We start from the raw sequence: 16,311 nt of genomic DNA, 5'->3' as shown, positions 1-16,311 counted from the left end.
CATTTTCGTGGTATTCCATGAAGATACGGATTTTTCTTTTCCGATTATCACCAAGTTACGAGATTTTGTTGTAATTTTGCATATGGACAGCCAAATAAATATTTATCCCAATATTCCCAAAAGTCTGTTGTTGGCGTTGGGTTGTTCTGCATTTGTCCTTACGGGATGTGTCTTGCTTATAAATGCGGACAGCTATAGGATGATGTTTGGAGGAATATGCGGATTGGCATTTATTATCGGTGTCGGCGTGGGTATATATGTCTTAGGCTTAGCCTTGATGAGAAAACCGATAATAAGAATCCACAAAGACCGAGTAGAAAATTACACATTAAGCAAAGGGTGGCAAGCCATATATTTTTGCGATGTAGAAATTTTCACGGAAGCAAAAGTAGGCGGAGTAAAAATTATTCAAGTGCATTTCTTGGATAATGCGTAGAATCCCGATAAATCGCTAAATAGCAGTCTTATTGCAAACAAGAGCGAAGTGTGCGATATGTTAAATCAAAGATTGGATGAATATGCGGCTGAAAGATAAACGATTTTGGATATGGTGCGTTATTGTCGCACTTATGCCGGTTATGATGAGCGTTTTCGCTGCATTGCTTCTAATTGGCGTAGATCCTGTGTATGAATTATTTTATTACAAAAATTTGGAAATATTTTTGATATGGGAAATAACCTACCTATTAGGAGGATTCCTTTCATATCGTAAATCGCAGAATAATAGCTGGACTCGCAGTGTCTTTATATGTTGGGGGTTAACATGTCCGTTTCTTGTCATTTTGTCTTTCATCTGGGCTGGAATCAGGATACATGACGGCTTTACAGGACTTTATTACTTCATGATTTCATGTATATCGTGGGTTCTCAGCATCTTGCCATTACTCTTGGGAATATATTTTATAAAAAGATTTGTTGAATTGCGATGAACTTAAAATGGCAGAAAATATTGGTTATTGCGCATTGCATTGGGTTGATTCTTTGCATCGGGTTGCTTGTCGGCTTCAGATATTATGACCATTTGAGGTGGGGATTGGGGTATCTGATTGTCTGGTTTACGACCTTGAGTGCGTTTGCGATATTTTTTGTCTGCACCGGTAAGAAATGGCTCAATATTTTAGCCAAGATATATAGCCTCGGTTGGCTCGCTGCCATCGTTTTACCTATTCCGGTGACTTTAGGTGTATGGACTGGGCTATTGGAAGAAATCTATATCCCGCACAAAAAATATTATGAGGATGACAATTATATAATTCGGCAGGGCTATTATGGGTGGATTGACTATCCGAACTGTGCGCTATGGATTAAAGATGGCACACTGGAGCGATACGATTTTAAGTTTGACAGTTTTTTCACGGTTGATTCCTGCAAAGTCTTGTCCGATTTGGGAGCGATGGTATTATATGGAGAATCGTTCAAAATAGAAGACAATGATTCAGAATATTTAATCGACATACTCCCACTTGATGAAAAGGTATTTGATGAACACAGACAAGAAATTGATTCATTAAAACTTATCATAACATCAACCCGTAAACTCCTCAACAACGATGAAGCTGACAGATAAACGATTTTGGATAGCATGGGCAGTATTGTCGATGCTGATGGTGATTGTCATAGCTTGTTGCAGTTGGAATGAAGATACGGTAATTCTTGCCATTGCCTATGCGTTGTCGCTGCTATCAACATGGCTTTGCCATCGAATCAGGCTAAAGACAGCGTTTGACAATCTTTTGGTGATGCTCGTATACAATGCCATCTTTGGGTATAACCTTATTTTCAATAGTCACGGCGGAGCCGGATTTACATGGTGGCTCTATCTCCTTATATTGAACGGTATCCACTCAATCGGATTATTGATATATTTCGTTGTGATTTTCATTAGATATAAATCCAAAATTAGATGTAAAAGCGAAATCCCCATGTCTGAGAAATAGACACAGGGATTTCAACAAATTAGTGTAATCCGCCCATTGAAAAGCCACCGTTAAGGTTCTTGCCTCGTTTCTTGGCTTTGAAAGCGGCGAGAGCTTCTGATGGTGACATTTCAGGATGCCGGCGACGGAATTCCGGCCACGTTTCGCTGTCGCCTCCCGATACTGTGCATGGACCTTCTTCTGTTGGAGCTTGGGATATTCCACCATAAAGTCCAAAATTGTTGTATTCGTGCGACTGTGCTGGAGCGTCGGGATTTGAAGAAAACGACTCCGGTTTGAGTTCTTGGAGATTGAACTTGACGAATATTGTCGGATATTCACCCTTACACCCGTCAATACGGATTGTTTTGCCGGAAGTGTAATCTCGGATTTGCGACGCAGACAATTTCACACCTTGATATGTGTAGAAGGGTACAATCGTGCCGTCGGCAAAGAGCCATCGGGACTGCGGATGCAGCGTTTTGCTTTGGGCAAGATGATTCTTGATATTACCAAAACTGAACCGACGGTCAATCTTCGATGCCGCAAATCGTTTTCCTTTTCTTGTTTACCAAAGCCCCTGCACCTCGTTGCTGCCATGCCGATATTTGTATTCGATGCCAACGCCCGCAGCTTTTAACTGAGCCACATACTGCTCGAAAGTATAAACTGATTTGTCGTTCCATACTGCGTCAACGGCATTGAAAATCTCATAACGTATCTTCTCGGTTCCTCGCAATTTGTTGACATTGGTCTGTCGCTTGCCCTCGGAAATATGAAGTCCATATTCTTTCGTCAGGTCAAGGCATACAGACCTGTTACGGTCAAAATCATTATTGTCGGAGATGGTTTCGGCGTGATTGTCTATGCGACTGAACACAATATGGCAGTGAGGATAATCTTTGTCAAGATGGCGAACTACGATGTAAGGCGTATCTACTATACCCATTTTTTCCATATATTTCCAGGCAATCTCAATCATAGTATTGTCATCTACTTTATCTTTGTCGTTGGCATGAAAGTTCAGGGAAATGTGTCCGACCGGATTTTTCAGAACCGGATTAAGCTCGAGATTGTCCTCGAAAGATTCGATAATTCCTTCACGCCCCTCAATAATAGAAACATCTTTACAATCAATAAGACGCCATTCGTCACAGGGAGAGCCGTCCGGTCTATCCTTCTTTTTACGGGTAACATAATCAATACATCCACCGAAACTGCTGCCTTTTGTAATCTTGCCCATCATACGCTGTCGGGAGTATTCCGGTAGATTTTTATCAGCGAAAGAACGAAATCCTTGTACAGGATCAACTCTTGGTAGGCACGGACAAACTGTTCTTCCGTTGAGCCTCTCTGGATAAGAGCAGCTACAAATTTAGCGTTACGGTTGAGGTTTTCGGCTATGCCCTGAAGATTGCGGATTACTTTTACATCATTGGGCTTAAGCCTTTCCACAATCTTGCAGTGCAAGGCTGACTGACGTATATATTCCGAACGGTTAAGGCCTGCGACAAATGCCTTATCCACCAAAATCTGATATTGGTCTATGTCAAATTTTACCGGCACCATGATGGACTTGCGTTCATCAGCCGGAAGTTTGGGGCGACCCTTCGAGGGTCTTGAGTTGATTTTCTTCATGATTTGTGTGTTTGAGATTTGTGACCATCGGGAGCGGAGGGGGAGCGAGTCGTTTGAGGATTACTTGTAATACGAAAACATAAACTCGCTCCCTACAATTCCGAATCCTTTAGATAGTTTCGAGATGCGCAAAACTACAGAACCTTAACAGCTAAAAATGATATCATCCATGCAGGATTCATATGTATGACGATGTGTTTTGTCATTTGAATGAATATTTGTATAAACATTTGAATTAACTTGTGAATACACACATGAATGAATATGTGAATGTATGCAGTTGCAATCAAGCAATCGGAGTTTGCGCCAGACTTAGCGTCCGACAGAGAGAAGGCAACACCAATTTTTTGATGTCGGATTTTTCAGTTCGGGTTCAACTCACATATATACACCCCGGACTGAACCGAACCGGAATCAGAAGTAGAAATCGGGGTTGTAGGAATATGCACCGTTTGATCTCACTACCATGCGCTTGTTCATTAGAAATGACTTGAGTTTAGTCACCTTGCCGTCGCCGTATGGAAAGCCACAGGCGGCATACGCCTCCTTGATTTTGTCCTCGCAGTTCTGACAGCCTTTTATATCACCGTCGGCAAACGCTATCTCAAGAGCCTGACGGTGCTGTTCCGGTGTAAGCTCCGTATAGGAGAATGTCTGAATCTTCTGCTGTCGGGCAAAGGTGTAGTCGGCGGCTACCTCCGGCAAACCGTACTCATCGACGCTGAAAGCAAATGGCGGGAAGTCCATAGAGCGTATGCAGGATGCCGATACTTCGGAAACCTCGCTGTCTGTCGTACTTTTGCTGACCTGAAGCACCGTCTCAGCCTTGTTGTTAAGCTCCGTACTGACATGACCGCACACATTGTCGTCACTCTTGTTCAGATGGAGAACCGTGTGGATATGGATTTGGTATCTGTCAGTCCATTCCATCAGCTTGTTGATGAGCCTTGATGATTCTATGGCGTTGTTGATGTCGAACATCAGGTCTCTGATTCCGTCAATGATTACCAACCCGACATTCGGGGTCGTGGCAATGGCGTTGTCGATAAGTTCAAGCCTCACATCCGGTGTCAATGCCCGGAGCTGGGCAAAGAAGAGGTTGTCGGGGTGGCTGTCAAGAAACAGTCCGGCAAGTTGCGAGGTACGTTTCATCACATGCTGGCAATGGTGTGGGCTTTGCTCGGTGTCGAAATAGAGGATGTTGCGTTTGTCATCCGGAAACTCGGCTATGTAGCGGAGCACCTCGCCGTTGGTAAGTGCAGCGGCAAGTATAGCACTCACGTTGAAAGTCTTTTTGCTCTTTGCCTTTCCGGTCGATGCCGAGAAATTGTCGAGTGTGCCTATTACCGAACCGTTGCAGAAGAGAACTTCCGGGGCTTTCGCAATCTCGTCAGTGATTTTGAGCTGGTGTGTTTTCCACAGTCTGTTAAGTTCGGTCGCCTCCATCATTTGCCCCGTTCAATGACAAGACGCTCGATGTCGTTCTGGCGGTAGTGTACCTTGCGTCCGATTTTCACCGGAATGAGATACTTCTTGCGTTGCCAGTTCCAGAGGGTGGTGTCGCACACGTCGAATTTCGCCATCACCTCCTTCTTGGAGAGGAGCGTTTCCTGCGCAGCGCTTACCATAAGGGGGAGGAGCTGCGCTTTTGTGTCTTCAATAAGCCCTTTCGCAAATGTCAAGAGGTCTTCGATGCTGAGGTTCAATGTGAGACCAGTAGCACCGCTTTTAATCAATGATAGTATATCTACCATAATAATCAGGGGTGTTGCCGGATTGTTGATATTATCCTGTGCTGGCAACTTTTGCACAGAGACAACTTCTTTCAATATTTCCGATGGGATTGGGCGCACATTGCGCATCTGGCTCCGGTGGCTCTATGGCGGTTCCCATTCGCCTCAAGCATTGGTGCGGTTGCCTATAGTGAGTTGGTTCAGCCGTCAGGCTTACATTGTCGGAATATACCATCCGTAGGTTTGATTCAATTGAAAAACAATAATTCTCAATGTCAAGATTACACATTGTCAGCGGTTTCCCAACATTGCCGAAATGTTTCCCAAGATTGCCCGACAATATTTTTCTTGTTGAACAAAATTCGTAATTGAAACATCGTTAATTGGTCGATAGATTTTGACTTACTGAAGATTGCGTTACCCTGCGTAACGATTGCGCTACTATGCGTTACTTTCAGATTAGATTTGCGTTAAAGAAAAAAGCCGAGCTAAATACTCGGCTTATATATAGATGTAAATATATTTGGTGGTGGGGGTGTGGAACACAACTGCTCCATATTTCAGGTTCTCTTGTTCTATAAGGTGTGTCCGTTTTAATCCATTACCCCACCGTGTTCCACACCCCTCTAGCGTTAGCCTTAGATTGACTTATTTTTGTTTTCATATGCATCCTGTTATTTTTGAAGTTAATAAATTGTTTACCCACGTTTAAAATAACGTCTTTAATCGAAATCAGCAGTGATACTAATTTCGCCCAGGGAGGTAGCAGATCAAAACCCACTAAAAGAACAAAGATAGATTGCAGCCTTTTAGAAGCTAATGCAAAAATAGGGATTTATTTAATCATACACAAAATAAATGCCTTTATTGGGGAGTTTATTGAGGGAGTGGTAGTGGTGTTCCTTACCTTTCCACTTTCGTTTGAAAGCAATATGTGATGGTGCAAGATGTAATTTGACTAAAGAATGTTAAAAGATTTAATTTCGATTTATTGAGTTGGGTTCAGCGTCATTCAGTACGCATAAAATAATGCGGTCATAGGTAACTTTATAGGAAACTCGGCGAAATTCGGTTAAATAAAAAAACGCTAACAATCTGTAAATTAGATTATTAGCGATTTTGAAAGTGGTGCCACCAGGAATCGAACCGGGGACACAAGGATTTTCAGTCCTTTGCTCTACCGACTGAGCTATGGCACCATCATTAACGGGTGCAAAAGTAATGGAAATTCGTGAATCTGCAAGTGTTTTGTGGAAAAAAAGGAAAAAGCGGGAAAAATATTTTTTTATAAGGCAACAAAATATAATATTCTTTTTGATTATTAATAAATTAGTTATATTTGTCCCGATAGAAGAAAATAGTTTTGTATCGTTGAAACCAAAGATATATCTCTACGTAACCTTCTACATGTATTATTAATTTTAATTTTTTTATTGTGAATATTTTTGTTGCAAAGCTAAGTTCCACTACCACCGGAGAGGACTTGCAAGCTCTTTTTTCAGAGCACGGAACTGTTTCTTCAGCCAAAGTAATTACGGATCGAGAAACTGGAAATTCTAAATGTTTTGGATTTGTTGAAATGGAGGATGAGACGGAAGGTTTCAACGCTATCAATGCCCTCAATGAAACAGAATTTAAAGGAAGAAAAATTGTTGTAAAAAAAGCCAGACCCAAAGAAGAGGGAGGCGATTCAAGAGGCCAGAGATATCACAGGGAAAGAAGATTAGATTGATGAATGAAGCGCTGTTCAACCCGAACGGCGCTTTTTTTAACTCTGTTTTTTATATTTTACTTTCAAATAGGCATACAGGACCTTGTGCATCAGATCAGCTTCCTTTAATTCTTCTTCGGAAAGATTCGGTGCGATTTCAATGGCATTGAAAACATCGTTTAACTGTTCATCTCTGTCAATTCGCTCCCCGAAATGTTGTTCTATGTAGAACAGATCGGAGAGTTGCATGCGGGCGATGGACTCTAATGCCAGATTCCTGGCCATCAAAAGATTATCTTTTCTGTATTTTTTTAAAAAAAGTTCGATCAGGCTATCGGTAAAATAGTCGGCGAAATAGTGTAAAAGGATAATACGTTTTTTGACGCTTTCGTAAGTACACTCCGGCAAACCGCTGATGCCTTCGCTCATCCCTAAATAGGCCAATTCGGCCATCTCAATGCTCTCGTCTTCTTCCTCGTCCAGTTCGAGCAGAAGCGTTTTGTACAGCATGTCCGCAAATGCTTCCTGACGGGCGATCTTCTGGCTTTCATGGTAGTAATTCAGTCTGTCCGGAATGCTTCTTTTCAATAAAGCGGATAACTCTTTCCGGTTTCCGTTTCTACTGTGTTGCTCTATTTCGCTTAAAATATCTTTTAATTCGGACATGTCGATTCAATTATTTTTCTGTTGTATTGAAATTGGTCCATCCTTGCGCCTTTAACTCGAATTCGTTCCTGTCCCGGGTGACAAGGGTATATCCCTCTTCGGTTTTACAAGTGTGCCCGATAATACTGATGTCTTCGAGCGTGGTTAATGTGTCCAGGTATTTCAGCGGTACGGTAAATAGGAGTTCGTAGTCTTCTCCTCCGGAAAGGGCGCAGACCGTGGCATTCATATTTAACTCTTCCGCCATTTTATAAGTTTGGTAGTCGATGGGAATTTTCTCTTCGTATATCCGGCAGCCGACACCTGAGTCATGACAGATATGTAATATCTCCGACGAGAGCCCGTCGGAAATATCCATCATGGCGGTAGGTCTGATATTCTTTTCTTTTAGCAGGCGAATGATATCTCCTCTGGCTTCCGGCTTCAGCTGTCTTTCCAGTATGTATTCGTAACCGGTAAAATCGGGCTGTGCTTCCGGATTCCCGTTGTATACGGTTTTTTCCCGTTCCAATAACTGGAGTCCCATGTAAGCTGCTCCTAAATCACCGCTGACGCAAATCAGATCGTTTTCTTTGGCCGTGTTCCGGTAAACGATATCGTTCTCTTCAGCCTCTCCGATGACGGTGATGCTGATGCACATGCCTGTCTTGGAGGAGGTCGTATCTCCACCTACCAAATCTATCCCGTAATGTTCACAGGCTAAATATATACCGGCGTATAACTCTTCGACCGCTTCCAAAGAAAAACGATTGGAAAGGGCCAGTGAGACCGTGATTTGTCGGGGAGTACCGTTCATGGCGAATATGTCGCTGGCGTTCGTTGCTACTGATTTGTACCCCAGATGCTTGAGCGGGGTATAGGTGAGGTCGAAGTGTACACCTTCGATCAGCATATCGGTACTCACTAAAACTTTTTTGTCTTTGTAATCTAAGACAGCGGCATCGTCTCCTACTCCCTTTATAGTAGACGGATTGTTTAATTTTATATCTTTTGTCAAGTGTCGGATCAACCCGAATTCCCCTAAAGTGGAGAGCTGAGTCAGTGGCTTTTTCTCGCTCATGTTATAAATTTTGTTTCAACAAAAGTAGTTTAAAATGATGAATGACGCAATAAACAAAAGAGTCGATTTTGAACCATAATATACATTTATCACGTAATAGATATTATCTACTCCGATCCGGTTGGGCGGGTGAGATTTTTTTGTACTTTTGCACGGATTGGTGAAGTGGATGATTTTCAATTCTCCATTTTTATTTTTTCATATTATGTAAAGTTATGGCTAAAGAACAAGACGAGATATTGAATGAGGTAACCGAGGGTGAATATAAATATGGTTTTGTTTCTGATGTGGAAACCGAAATGATCGGGAAAGGGTTGAATGAGGAGGTCATTCGGTTGATATCGGAAAAGAAGGGGGAGCCGGACTGGTTACTTGAATTCCGATTGAAAGCTTATCGCCATTGGTTGACAATGAAGATGCCGACCTGGGCAAAATTGGATATACCTTCTATAAATTATCAGGATATTGTTTATTACGCGGCTCCTAAGAAAGAGGAGAAGAAATCATGGGATGATGTGGATCCGGAGTTGAAAGCCACTTTTGACAAGTTGGGTATTCCGTTGGACGAACAAAAAACGCTTTCGGGAGTAGCGGTGGATGCCGTTATGGACAGTGTTTCCGTCAAAACGACGTTTAAGGAAGCGTTGGCCGAACGGGGGGTGATCTTTAGTTCGTTTTCTGAAGCGGTGAAAGATCATCCGGATCTGATCAAACGTTATTTGGGGTCGGTTGTGCCTTACAATGACAATTTTTTTGCGGCTTTGAATTCGGCGGTTTTTAGCGACGGTTCGTTTGTTTATATTCCCAAGGGGGTACGTTGTCCGATGGAGTTATCTACCTACTTCCGGATCAACGCGGCAAAAACCGGACAGTTCGAACGTACGTTGATTGTGGCGGAGGAAGAGAGTTACGTGAGTTATTTGGAGGGATGTACGGCGCCACAACGAGATGAGAATCAGTTGCATGCCGCTATCGTCGAGATTGTTGTGGAGAAGAATGCCGAGGTAAAGTACAGTACGGTGCAGAACTGGTATCCGGGTGACAAGAACGGCAAAGGGGGAATTTATAATTTCGTGACGAAACGGGGGATTTGTAAGGGTGATAATTCCAAGTTGATTTGGGCGCAGGTGGAAACCGGATCGGCTATTACCTGGAAATATCCGAGTACCATACTGAAAGGGGACGGTTCCGTGAGTGAATTCTATTCCGTGGCCGTAACCAATAATTACCAACAGGCAGACACCGGAACTAAAATGATTCATATCGGAAATAATACCCGTAGTCGTATCGTGTCGAAAGGTATATCCGCGGGGTATAGTTCTAATTCATACCGGGGAAAGGTGAAGGTGGTAAAGAGTTGTCAGAATGCCCGGAATTTTTCTCAATGCGATTCCTTGTTGTTGGGCGATAAGTGCGGGGCACATACATTCCCGTACCTGGAGGTCGCTAATCCGACAGCGCAAGTGGAACATGAAGCGACGACATCCAAGATAGGTGAAGATCAGATATTTTACTGTAATCAGCGCGGCATATCTACCGAGGATGCGATCGGGTTGATTATTAAGGGGTACGCGGGGGATGTTATCAACAAGATGCCCATGGAATTTGCGGTGGAAGCACAAAAGTTGTTGCAGATCAGTTTAGCCGGTAGCGTCGGATAAGAATATAATAATTGAGAGATTAAGTGATTGAGAGATTAAGTGATTGAGAGATTTAAAAACGGGAATTACGGGATCGATAAAAAGCTAAGATTATGGAAGAATTATTAAAGATAAGAGATTTACATGCCGTTATAGACGGAAAAGAGATATTGAAGGGAATCAACTTGGACGTTAAGAAGGGAGAGGTGCATGCTATCATGGGACCTAACGGGGCGGGAAAGAGTACCTTGTCGGCCGTGTTGACCGGACGGGAGTGTTTCGAGGTTACCAAGGGAGAGGTTTGGTTCAACGGGAAAAATTTGTTGGAGTTGCCGGCGGAGGACCGGGCTCGTGAAGGTATATTTTTAAGTTTTCAATACCCGGTGGAAATCCCTGGAGTGAGTACGGTGAATTTCTTGAAGACAGCTGTGAACGAGCATCGCAAGTACGAAGGGCTTCCGCCTTACCCTGCCGGGGATTTTTTAAAGATGATTCGAGAGAAGATGGCGTTGGTGGGAATTGATAGTAAGTTATTGAATCGTTCTTTGAATGAAGGTTTTTCGGGAGGCGAAAAGAAAAAAAACGAGATTTTTCAAATGGCGGTTTTAGAACCCAAATTGGCGATTTTGGATGAGACGGATTCCGGGTTGGATATCGATGCCTTGAGAATTGTAGCCAACGGAGTGAATAAATTGAAACGACCGGATAATTCGACTATTGTGATTACACATTATCAACGTTTATTGGATTATATCATACCGGATGTAGTACACGTGTTGTATGACGGCCGTATTGTAAAAACGGCCGGAAAGGAATTGGTTGCGGAATTGGAAAAACACGGTTACGATTGGATAAAGAAAGAGATTGAAGAGTCTAAATAGACGTGGGACACGACGTCTTCCGGAATGGGGACTAAAATAAATGCAAATTACTGGGAATGGAAAAAATAGAGAAAATAAATAATGATTTTAAGGCTCTTTTTCAGGAGGGACGGAATTTGTTGAGGGAAGGGTGCGGAGAGATTATAAATCGGTACCGGGAAGAGGCTTTTCGTCGTTTCGAAACCATCGGAGGGATTCCGTATAAGACAGAAGATTACCTTTATTCGAACTTGCTTCCTGTTTTTGACCGGGATTATAAAGTCGTGTTGAAAAATATAAAGCAGGGAGTGGATCTCGGAGAGATTTTTCAATGTAATGTTCCAGACTTGAATACGAATCTGGTCTTGACTATAAATGGTTGGTTCTTCGATGGTAACGGTAAGCTGGAGCTACCGGAAGGAGTTGTTGTTTGCAGTCTGGCGGAAGCGAGTCGGAAGTATAAAGAGTTGTTTGAAACCCATTATAATCAATACGCGAAACCGGGCGAAAACGATAGTTTGATTTCGTTGAACACGGCTTTCGCGCAGGACGGAATCTTTGTTTATGTTCCGGATCGGGTAATAATGGATAAGCCTTTGCAGGTGGTTAATCTGATGCGGGCTAATGCGGATCTGATGTCGTTCCAGCGTAATTTGGTGATCATCGGTAAGGAGGCTAAGGCAACGGTTTTGGTTTGCGATCATACTTTGTCGGATGATTCTTTTCTTTCCAATAATACGACCGAGGTCGTTGTGGGGGAAAACGCCGCTTTCGAGTATTATCATGTTCAGAATCAGCATATAGAAGCATCTCAGATCAATAGCGTTTTTGTTTCGCAAAAACGTAATTCCCGCTATGATGCAAATGTTATTTCTTTATACGGAGGTTTTATCCGGAATAATTTGTTTGCAGCTTTAACCGAAGAGGGATGTGAATGTAATCTGTACGGGATGTATCTTTCGGATAAAAAGCAGCATGTGGATAATTTCACGTCGATTGATCATATGGCTCCTCGTTGTACGAGTAATGAGCATTTTAAAGGAGTATTGGATGATGCTGCCGTGGCTAATTTCGCGGGAAGAATTACGGTTCGTCCCGACGCGCAGCAAACAGAAGCTTACCAGGCTAATAACAATCTGTTGTTGACGGATACGGCACAAGTAAATACGAAACCTCAGTTGGTAATTGATGCCGACGATGTGAAATGCAGTCATGGTGCTACGGTGGGGCAGATTGATGAAGAGGCTATGTTTTATTTACGCTCGCGGGGAATCGGTGCGGCTGAGGCACGCATGATGATGATGTTCGGTTTTGCTCACGAGATTGTAAGACGAGTGAAGCTGGAGCCTTTGAGAGAAAAGATAGATGAATTGGTTGAAAAGAGATTAAGAGGAGAGTTAACAAAATGTCACAATTGCGTGATGCATTGTAAAAAATAGGGGGATTATGTTGGATGTCTGTAAAATAAGAGAAGACTTTCCGATACTCGAAGAGAAAGTTTACGGTAAACCTCTGGTCTACTTAGACAACGGTGCGACTTCGCAGCGACCTCGTAGTGTCGTGGAAAAGATGACCGAGTACTATCTCCGTTATAATTCGAACGTGCATCGGGGAGTACATTTTTTAAGTAATAAATGTACGGATGCGAATGAGGAAGCGCGGGAGATCGTTCGGGAGTTTATCCATGCGGCTTTTGTGGAAGAGGTGATTTTTACCCGGGGAACAACGGAGAGTATTAATCTGGTGGCTCACTCTTTCGGAGAAGCTTTTATTCATGAAGGTGACGAGATACTGGTTACGGAAATGGAGCATCATGCCAATATCGTACCTTGGCAGATGTTGTGTGACCGGAAAAAGGCCGTGTTGAAGGTCGTTCCTTTCAAGGATAACGGAGAGCTGGATATGCAGGCTTTTTCGGCCCTGTTGAGTGAACGGGTGAAGTTGGTAGCGGTAGCCTATGTTTCAAACGTATTGGGTACGGTAAATCCGGTACGGCGGATAATAGAAGCGGCTCGCGGTTTCGGTGCTTACGTGCTGATCGACGGAGCACAGGCCGTACAACATATTCCGGTTGATGTGCAGGACTTGGATTGCGATTTCTTTGTATTTTCCGGTCATAAGATATACGGGCCGACCGGAGTCGGTGTTTTGTACGGGAAAAAGAATCTGTTGGAAGTACTACCACCTTGGCAAGGGGGAGGAGAGATGATCAAGGAGGTGCGTTTTGAAAAAACGACCTACAATGATCTTCCTTTTAAATTTGAGGCGGGAACTCCTGATTTTATAGGAATAATAGGATTGGGAGAGGCTATTAAATATGTGGATTCCGTGGGTTTGGCCCAGATTGCCCCTTATGAACATGAATTATTGCGATATGCCATGGAGCGTATGCGGGAAATTCCGAATATCAGATTATACGGGGAAGCACCTGAAAAATCTTCTGTCATTTCTTTTGGAATCGAGGGGATTCATCATTTTGATATGGGAACCTTGTTAGATAAGATGGGAATTGCTGTGCGGACGGGACAGCTATGTGCCGAGCCGGTGATGCAGCATTATGATGTTACCGGGATGGTAAGGGCTTCTATCGGAATGTATAATACGAGGGAAGAGATCGATAGGCTGTGCGAGGGAGTGAAAAAGGTGGAAAAACTTTTCCGGATGTAGTATATTTTCCGTTTTTTAATACATTTGTAATGTAAACAGAGAATAGGTAAATAAGAGGATCAAATGACAATAGAAGAGATAGAGCATCAGATCGTAGAAGAGTTTTCCATGTACGATGATTGGATGGATAAGTATGCTTATCTGATTGAGATCGGCACGGGAATGGAGTCTATGAATGAGGCTTGTAAAACAGATGATAACCTGATTAAGGGATGCCAATCGAGGGTATGGTTTCACGCGGAAATGAAGGAGGACAAGCTTTACTTTGTGGCCGATAGCGATGCGATCATAACCAAGGGGATTGCAGGTTTGTTGGTGCGGGTTTTTTCCGGGCAGCGTCCGAAGGATATTGTGGATGCGGACTTGAGTTTTATCGATCAAATCGGTTTGACACAGCATCTTTCACCGACCCGTTCGAATGGATTGTTGTCTATGATCAAACAGATTAAGTATTATGCTTTAGCTTATTCGAAGGCGTAAAATCGGGGGATTATGGGAAAAAGTTTAATGGAAGATTTGGTGATAGAGAAGTTGATGACCGTATATGATCCGGAAGTCCCGGTAAATATTTGGGAGTTAGGGTTAGTATACGGTATTGAATTTCCGAAAAAAGATGAAGTGATCGTAACTATGACTTTAACGGCCCCGGGATGCCCTATTGCCGATCAAATCGTTCAGGAGGTACATGATGTCGTTATGACGATAGACGGTATAGAAGAGGTTACCGTTAATTTGGTATTCGACCCGCCTTGGGGACCGGAGAAAATGAGTGAGGTGGCTAAATTGGAGTTGGGATTCGGAATCTGATTTATTCGAAAGATATGGAAAGAGGGTGGTTAAACACTCTCTTTGTTTTAATAAGTAGTAATATGGTTTTATCTTCTTCGACATTGGAGAAATACGCGAAAGAGACCGGTTTCGATGCTTGCGGTGTAGCTCTGGCAGGGGCCTTGCCGCGGGAAAAGGAACGTTTACTTGAATGGCTTGGAGAAGGAAAGCATGGCGGGATGTCCTACATGGCAAATAATATTGAAAAGAGAGGTGATCCGCGGTTGTTGGTTGAAGGAGCCCGTTCGGTAATTGTCACGCTGACCAATTATTATCCGTGCCGTCGACAGGCTGAAGGGACTCCGGTCTTTGCCCGTTATGCCTATGGTAAAGACTATCATTTTGTTTTGAAGGAACGATTGCATCGGTTGTTTGCTTTATTAAAAGAAGAGGCGAATAGGTCCGTGAATGGACGCGTGTTTGTCGATTCCGCTCCGGTATTCGAACATGAATGGGCCAGGAGGGCCGGGTTAGGTTGGATCGGTAAGAATACCTTGCTTATTCACCGGAAGTGGGGCTCTTTTTGTTTTATCGGCGTAATTATTTCGAATCTGGAGTTTGATACCTATTCTTCCTCTTTCGAAAGTCGTTTTTGTGGGAATTGCAATCGTTGCGTGGAGGCTTGTCCTACGGGAGCATTAACGGCCTATTCCTTGGATGCGCGACGATGTATTTCTTATAATACCATAGAGAATAAAGGGAATATTCCGGATGTCGTTCGGCAAAGAATGGGGATGCGGGTGTTCGGGTGTGACATTTGCCAGGAGGTTTGTCCTTGGAACCGGAAAGGGATATTTAATGAGGTTTCTGAGTTTCAACCCGGAAAAGAGATCATGGAATGGACAAAGGAGCAATGGCTTCAATTGGATGAGAAAACATTCGAAACGCGATTTAAAGATTCGCCTTTAGCTCGTGCGGGATTAAATAAGTTGCGGGATAACCTTGTGGATACGTCATTTTACGACTGAGTTTTGAGCTTGTCCCTTTAAATCGTAAGTATAGAGTCCGAATTGTAAATTTTCCCCAATCTCTTAATCACGTAATCAATAAATCACTAAATCATAGAATACTTCTAATTTACAGTCTGAAATTTCAGATGTTTCCGGGGAGGGAGAACAGGGCGATACCATTGCCATATCCCGTGTCAGGTGGGGGAAGGCCATTTTTTATTTCCAAACGATTGAAAAGCAGGTCGATGCGTTGGGAGGTGAATTTTTATTAAAAATTGGGGTGAAAAAATTTGGAAAAAAAGAGGATGAAATTATATCTTTGTCGCCGTTTTCAGAGGAAAATGGATTGACACCGGGTGAAGAGAGATATAACGGGAAAGCCGGAAAAAAGTTTGAAAAAAAGTGGAAAAAGATTTGGAGGGAATGGGTAAAAGGTGTTATCTTTGCATCCGCTTTCGCCACTAAAAAAGGCGGGAGCCGATAGATAGACAGACGAGTTCTTAAAGATATTGAAGTGACAAAAAGCGAGCGGCGCTTTTGATGACACGCGTTGTCATTAGCGCGAGAATTAAACCGGGACAGGAAGAACAAAAAAAGTAAAGATTTTTTATCATGAAGAGTTTGATCCTGGCTCAGGATGAA

At 43.0% G+C, this 16,311-nt stretch carries 18 protein-coding genes and 1 tRNA gene; 12 read left to right on the top strand and 7 right to left on the bottom strand.

Translation table 11 applies throughout. The features are described 5' to 3' along the window. The first annotated feature begins 82 nt into the window (after positions 1 to 82). The 3 genes from DMB45_RS08815 to DMB45_RS14645 all read left to right on the top strand — a co-directional run bounded on the left by DMB45_RS08815 (position 83) and on the right by DMB45_RS14645 (position 2,216). On the top strand, positions 83 to 436 hold the full coding sequence (locus DMB45_RS08815; protein WP_146216433.1) for an STM3941 family protein: 354 nt from the start codon (positions 83 to 85) through the stop codon (positions 434 to 436). 489 nt (positions 437 to 925) lie between these two features. Next, positions 926 to 1,567 carry a hypothetical protein gene (locus DMB45_RS08805; RefSeq protein ID WP_041504829.1) on the top strand — a complete coding sequence of 214 codons (642 nt, stop codon included), beginning with the start codon at positions 926 to 928 and terminating at the stop codon, positions 1,565 to 1,567. Between the two features lie 469 nt (positions 1,568 to 2,036). Further along, on the top strand, positions 2,037 to 2,216 hold the full coding sequence (locus tag DMB45_RS14645; protein ID WP_146216432.1) for a hypothetical protein: 180 nt from the start codon (positions 2,037 to 2,039) through the stop codon (positions 2,214 to 2,216). A 268-nt stretch (positions 2,217 to 2,484) separates the two neighbouring features. On the opposite strand, the gene DMB45_RS08790 is transcribed toward DMB45_RS14645, so the two are convergent. From DMB45_RS08790 to DMB45_RS08765, 5 genes are all read right to left on the bottom strand, one after another. Next, complete coding sequence (locus tag DMB45_RS08790) at positions 2,485 to 3,162, bottom strand: relaxase/mobilization nuclease domain-containing protein (protein ID WP_110688681.1); 678 nt, start codon at positions 3,160 to 3,162, stop codon at positions 2,485 to 2,487. Then, the gene (locus DMB45_RS08785; RefSeq protein ID WP_041504831.1) at positions 3,159 to 3,554 is read right to left on the bottom strand and encodes a plasmid mobilization protein; all 396 of its coding nucleotides are present in this window, start codon (positions 3,552 to 3,554) and stop codon (positions 3,159 to 3,161) included. Before DMB45_RS08785 ends, DMB45_RS08790 begins: the two co-directional genes overlap by 4 nt. Positions 3,555 to 3,968: 414 nt before the next feature. After that, the gene (locus DMB45_RS08780; protein ID WP_041504832.1) at positions 3,969 to 5,003 is read right to left on the bottom strand and encodes an AAA family ATPase; all 1,035 of its coding nucleotides are present in this window, start codon (positions 5,001 to 5,003) and stop codon (positions 3,969 to 3,971) included. Next, a complete protein-coding gene (locus tag DMB45_RS08775) occupies positions 5,000 to 5,383 on the bottom strand; it encodes a helix-turn-helix transcriptional regulator (RefSeq protein ID WP_160289613.1) in 384 nt (127 codons plus the stop codon). The genes DMB45_RS08780 and DMB45_RS08775 overlap by 4 nt, the downstream gene beginning before the upstream one ends. A gap of 1,030 nt (positions 5,384 to 6,413) precedes the next feature. Continuing rightward, positions 6,414 to 6,486: transfer RNA gene (locus DMB45_RS08765), tRNA-Phe, on the bottom strand. 236 nt (positions 6,487 to 6,722) lie between these two features. Here DMB45_RS08765 and DMB45_RS08755 point away from each other — a divergent pair. After that, positions 6,723 to 7,019, top strand: coding sequence for an RNA recognition motif domain-containing protein (locus DMB45_RS08755; protein WP_110688678.1), 297 nt, complete (start codon positions 6,723 to 6,725; stop codon positions 7,017 to 7,019). A gap of 36 nt (positions 7,020 to 7,055) precedes the next feature. Here DMB45_RS08755 and DMB45_RS08750 read toward each other — a convergent pair whose 3' ends face one another. Both DMB45_RS08750 and thiL read right to left on the bottom strand, forming a co-directional pair. After that, the gene (locus tag DMB45_RS08750; RefSeq protein ID WP_041504834.1) at positions 7,056 to 7,664 is read right to left on the bottom strand and encodes a hypothetical protein; all 609 of its coding nucleotides are present in this window, start codon (positions 7,662 to 7,664) and stop codon (positions 7,056 to 7,058) included. 10 nt (positions 7,665 to 7,674) lie between these two features. Continuing rightward, positions 7,675 to 8,724 carry a thiamine-phosphate kinase gene (gene thiL / locus DMB45_RS08745; protein ID WP_041502242.1) on the bottom strand — a complete coding sequence of 350 codons (1,050 nt, stop codon included), beginning with the start codon at positions 8,722 to 8,724 and terminating at the stop codon, positions 7,675 to 7,677. Between the two features lie 215 nt (positions 8,725 to 8,939). Between thiL and sufB the strand changes: the two genes are divergently transcribed. The 8 genes from sufB to DMB45_RS08705 all read left to right on the top strand — a co-directional run bounded on the left by sufB (position 8,940) and on the right by DMB45_RS08705 (position 16,153). Then, on the top strand, positions 8,940 to 10,385 hold the full coding sequence (sufB, locus tag DMB45_RS08740; protein WP_041502241.1) for a Fe-S cluster assembly protein SufB: 1,446 nt from the start codon (positions 8,940 to 8,942) through the stop codon (positions 10,383 to 10,385). A 92-nt stretch (positions 10,386 to 10,477) separates the two neighbouring features. Continuing rightward, positions 10,478 to 11,245: a Fe-S cluster assembly ATPase SufC gene (gene sufC, locus DMB45_RS08735; RefSeq protein ID WP_041502240.1), complete on the top strand. Its 768-nt coding sequence runs from the start codon at positions 10,478 to 10,480 to the stop codon at positions 11,243 to 11,245. A gap of 56 nt (positions 11,246 to 11,301) precedes the next feature. Beyond that, positions 11,302 to 12,663, top strand: coding sequence for a Fe-S cluster assembly protein SufD (gene sufD / locus DMB45_RS08730; RefSeq protein WP_041502239.1), 1,362 nt, complete (start codon positions 11,302 to 11,304; stop codon positions 12,661 to 12,663). 7 nt (positions 12,664 to 12,670) lie between these two features. Further along, positions 12,671 to 13,891 carry an aminotransferase class V-fold PLP-dependent enzyme gene (locus tag DMB45_RS08725; RefSeq protein WP_041502238.1) on the top strand — a complete coding sequence of 407 codons (1,221 nt, stop codon included), beginning with the start codon at positions 12,671 to 12,673 and terminating at the stop codon, positions 13,889 to 13,891. Positions 13,892 to 13,954: 63 nt separating this feature from the next. Beyond that, a complete protein-coding gene (locus tag DMB45_RS08720; protein WP_041502237.1) occupies positions 13,955 to 14,371 on the top strand; it encodes a SufE family protein in 417 nt (138 codons plus the stop codon). A 12-nt stretch (positions 14,372 to 14,383) separates the two neighbouring features. Then, entirely contained in the window at positions 14,384 to 14,698 is a 315-nt protein-coding gene (locus DMB45_RS08715; RefSeq protein WP_041502236.1) for a metal-sulfur cluster assembly factor, read from the top strand. A gap of 62 nt (positions 14,699 to 14,760) precedes the next feature. After that, positions 14,761 to 15,687: a tRNA epoxyqueuosine(34) reductase QueG gene (queG, locus tag DMB45_RS08710; RefSeq protein ID WP_041502235.1), complete on the top strand. Its 927-nt coding sequence runs from the start codon at positions 14,761 to 14,763 to the stop codon at positions 15,685 to 15,687. 262 nt (positions 15,688 to 15,949) lie between these two features. Next, positions 15,950 to 16,153 carry a hypothetical protein gene (locus tag DMB45_RS08705; protein ID WP_146216431.1) on the top strand — a complete coding sequence of 68 codons (204 nt, stop codon included), beginning with the start codon at positions 15,950 to 15,952 and terminating at the stop codon, positions 16,151 to 16,153. The last annotated feature ends 158 nt before the right edge of the window (positions 16,154 to 16,311 follow it).

Origin of the sequence: Sanguibacteroides justesenii, assembly GCF_003204205.1 — a bacterium.
Taxonomy (GTDB): Bacteria; Bacteroidota; Bacteroidia; order Bacteroidales; family Marinifilaceae; genus Gabonibacter; species Gabonibacter massiliensis.
Note: the sequence above shows the minus strand (reverse complement) of the source record. Positions and strands in the feature narration are given on the sequence as shown.

Excerpts from the sequence above, each read along its gene's own strand:
- sufC (WP_041502240.1), top strand. The coding sequence starts at position 10,478 with ATGGAAGAATTATTAAAGATAAGAGATTTACATGCCGTTATAGACGGA.
- thiL (WP_041502242.1), bottom strand. The coding sequence starts at position 8,724 with ATGAGCGAGAAAAAGCCACTGACTCAGCTCTCCACTTTAGGGGAATTC.
- sufD (WP_041502239.1), top strand. The coding sequence starts at position 11,302 with ATGGAAAAAATAGAGAAAATAAATAATGATTTTAAGGCTCTTTTTCAG.
- DMB45_RS08750 (WP_041504834.1), bottom strand. The coding sequence starts at position 7,664 with ATGTCCGAATTAAAAGATATTTTAAGCGAAATAGAGCAACACAGTAGA.
- DMB45_RS14645 (WP_146216432.1), top strand. The coding sequence starts at position 2,037 with ATGGTGACATTTCAGGATGCCGGCGACGGAATTCCGGCCACGTTTCGC.
- DMB45_RS08815 (WP_146216433.1), top strand. The coding sequence starts at position 83 with ATGGACAGCCAAATAAATATTTATCCCAATATTCCCAAAAGTCTGTTG.
- DMB45_RS08720 (WP_041502237.1), top strand. The coding sequence starts at position 13,955 with ATGACAATAGAAGAGATAGAGCATCAGATCGTAGAAGAGTTTTCCATG.
- DMB45_RS08725 (WP_041502238.1), top strand. The coding sequence starts at position 12,671 with ATGTTGGATGTCTGTAAAATAAGAGAAGACTTTCCGATACTCGAAGAG.
- DMB45_RS08715 (WP_041502236.1), top strand. The coding sequence starts at position 14,384 with ATGGGAAAAAGTTTAATGGAAGATTTGGTGATAGAGAAGTTGATGACC.
- queG (WP_041502235.1), top strand. The coding sequence starts at position 14,761 with ATGGTTTTATCTTCTTCGACATTGGAGAAATACGCGAAAGAGACCGGT.
- sufB (WP_041502241.1), top strand. The coding sequence starts at position 8,940 with ATGGCTAAAGAACAAGACGAGATATTGAATGAGGTAACCGAGGGTGAA.
- DMB45_RS08805 (WP_041504829.1), top strand. The coding sequence starts at position 926 with ATGAACTTAAAATGGCAGAAAATATTGGTTATTGCGCATTGCATTGGG.
- DMB45_RS08780 (WP_041504832.1), bottom strand. The coding sequence starts at position 5,003 with ATGATGGAGGCGACCGAACTTAACAGACTGTGGAAAACACACCAGCTC.
- DMB45_RS08790 (WP_110688681.1), bottom strand. The coding sequence starts at position 3,162 with ATGATGGGCAAGATTACAAAAGGCAGCAGTTTCGGTGGATGTATTGAT.
- DMB45_RS08785 (WP_041504831.1), bottom strand. The coding sequence starts at position 3,554 with ATGAAGAAAATCAACTCAAGACCCTCGAAGGGTCGCCCCAAACTTCCG.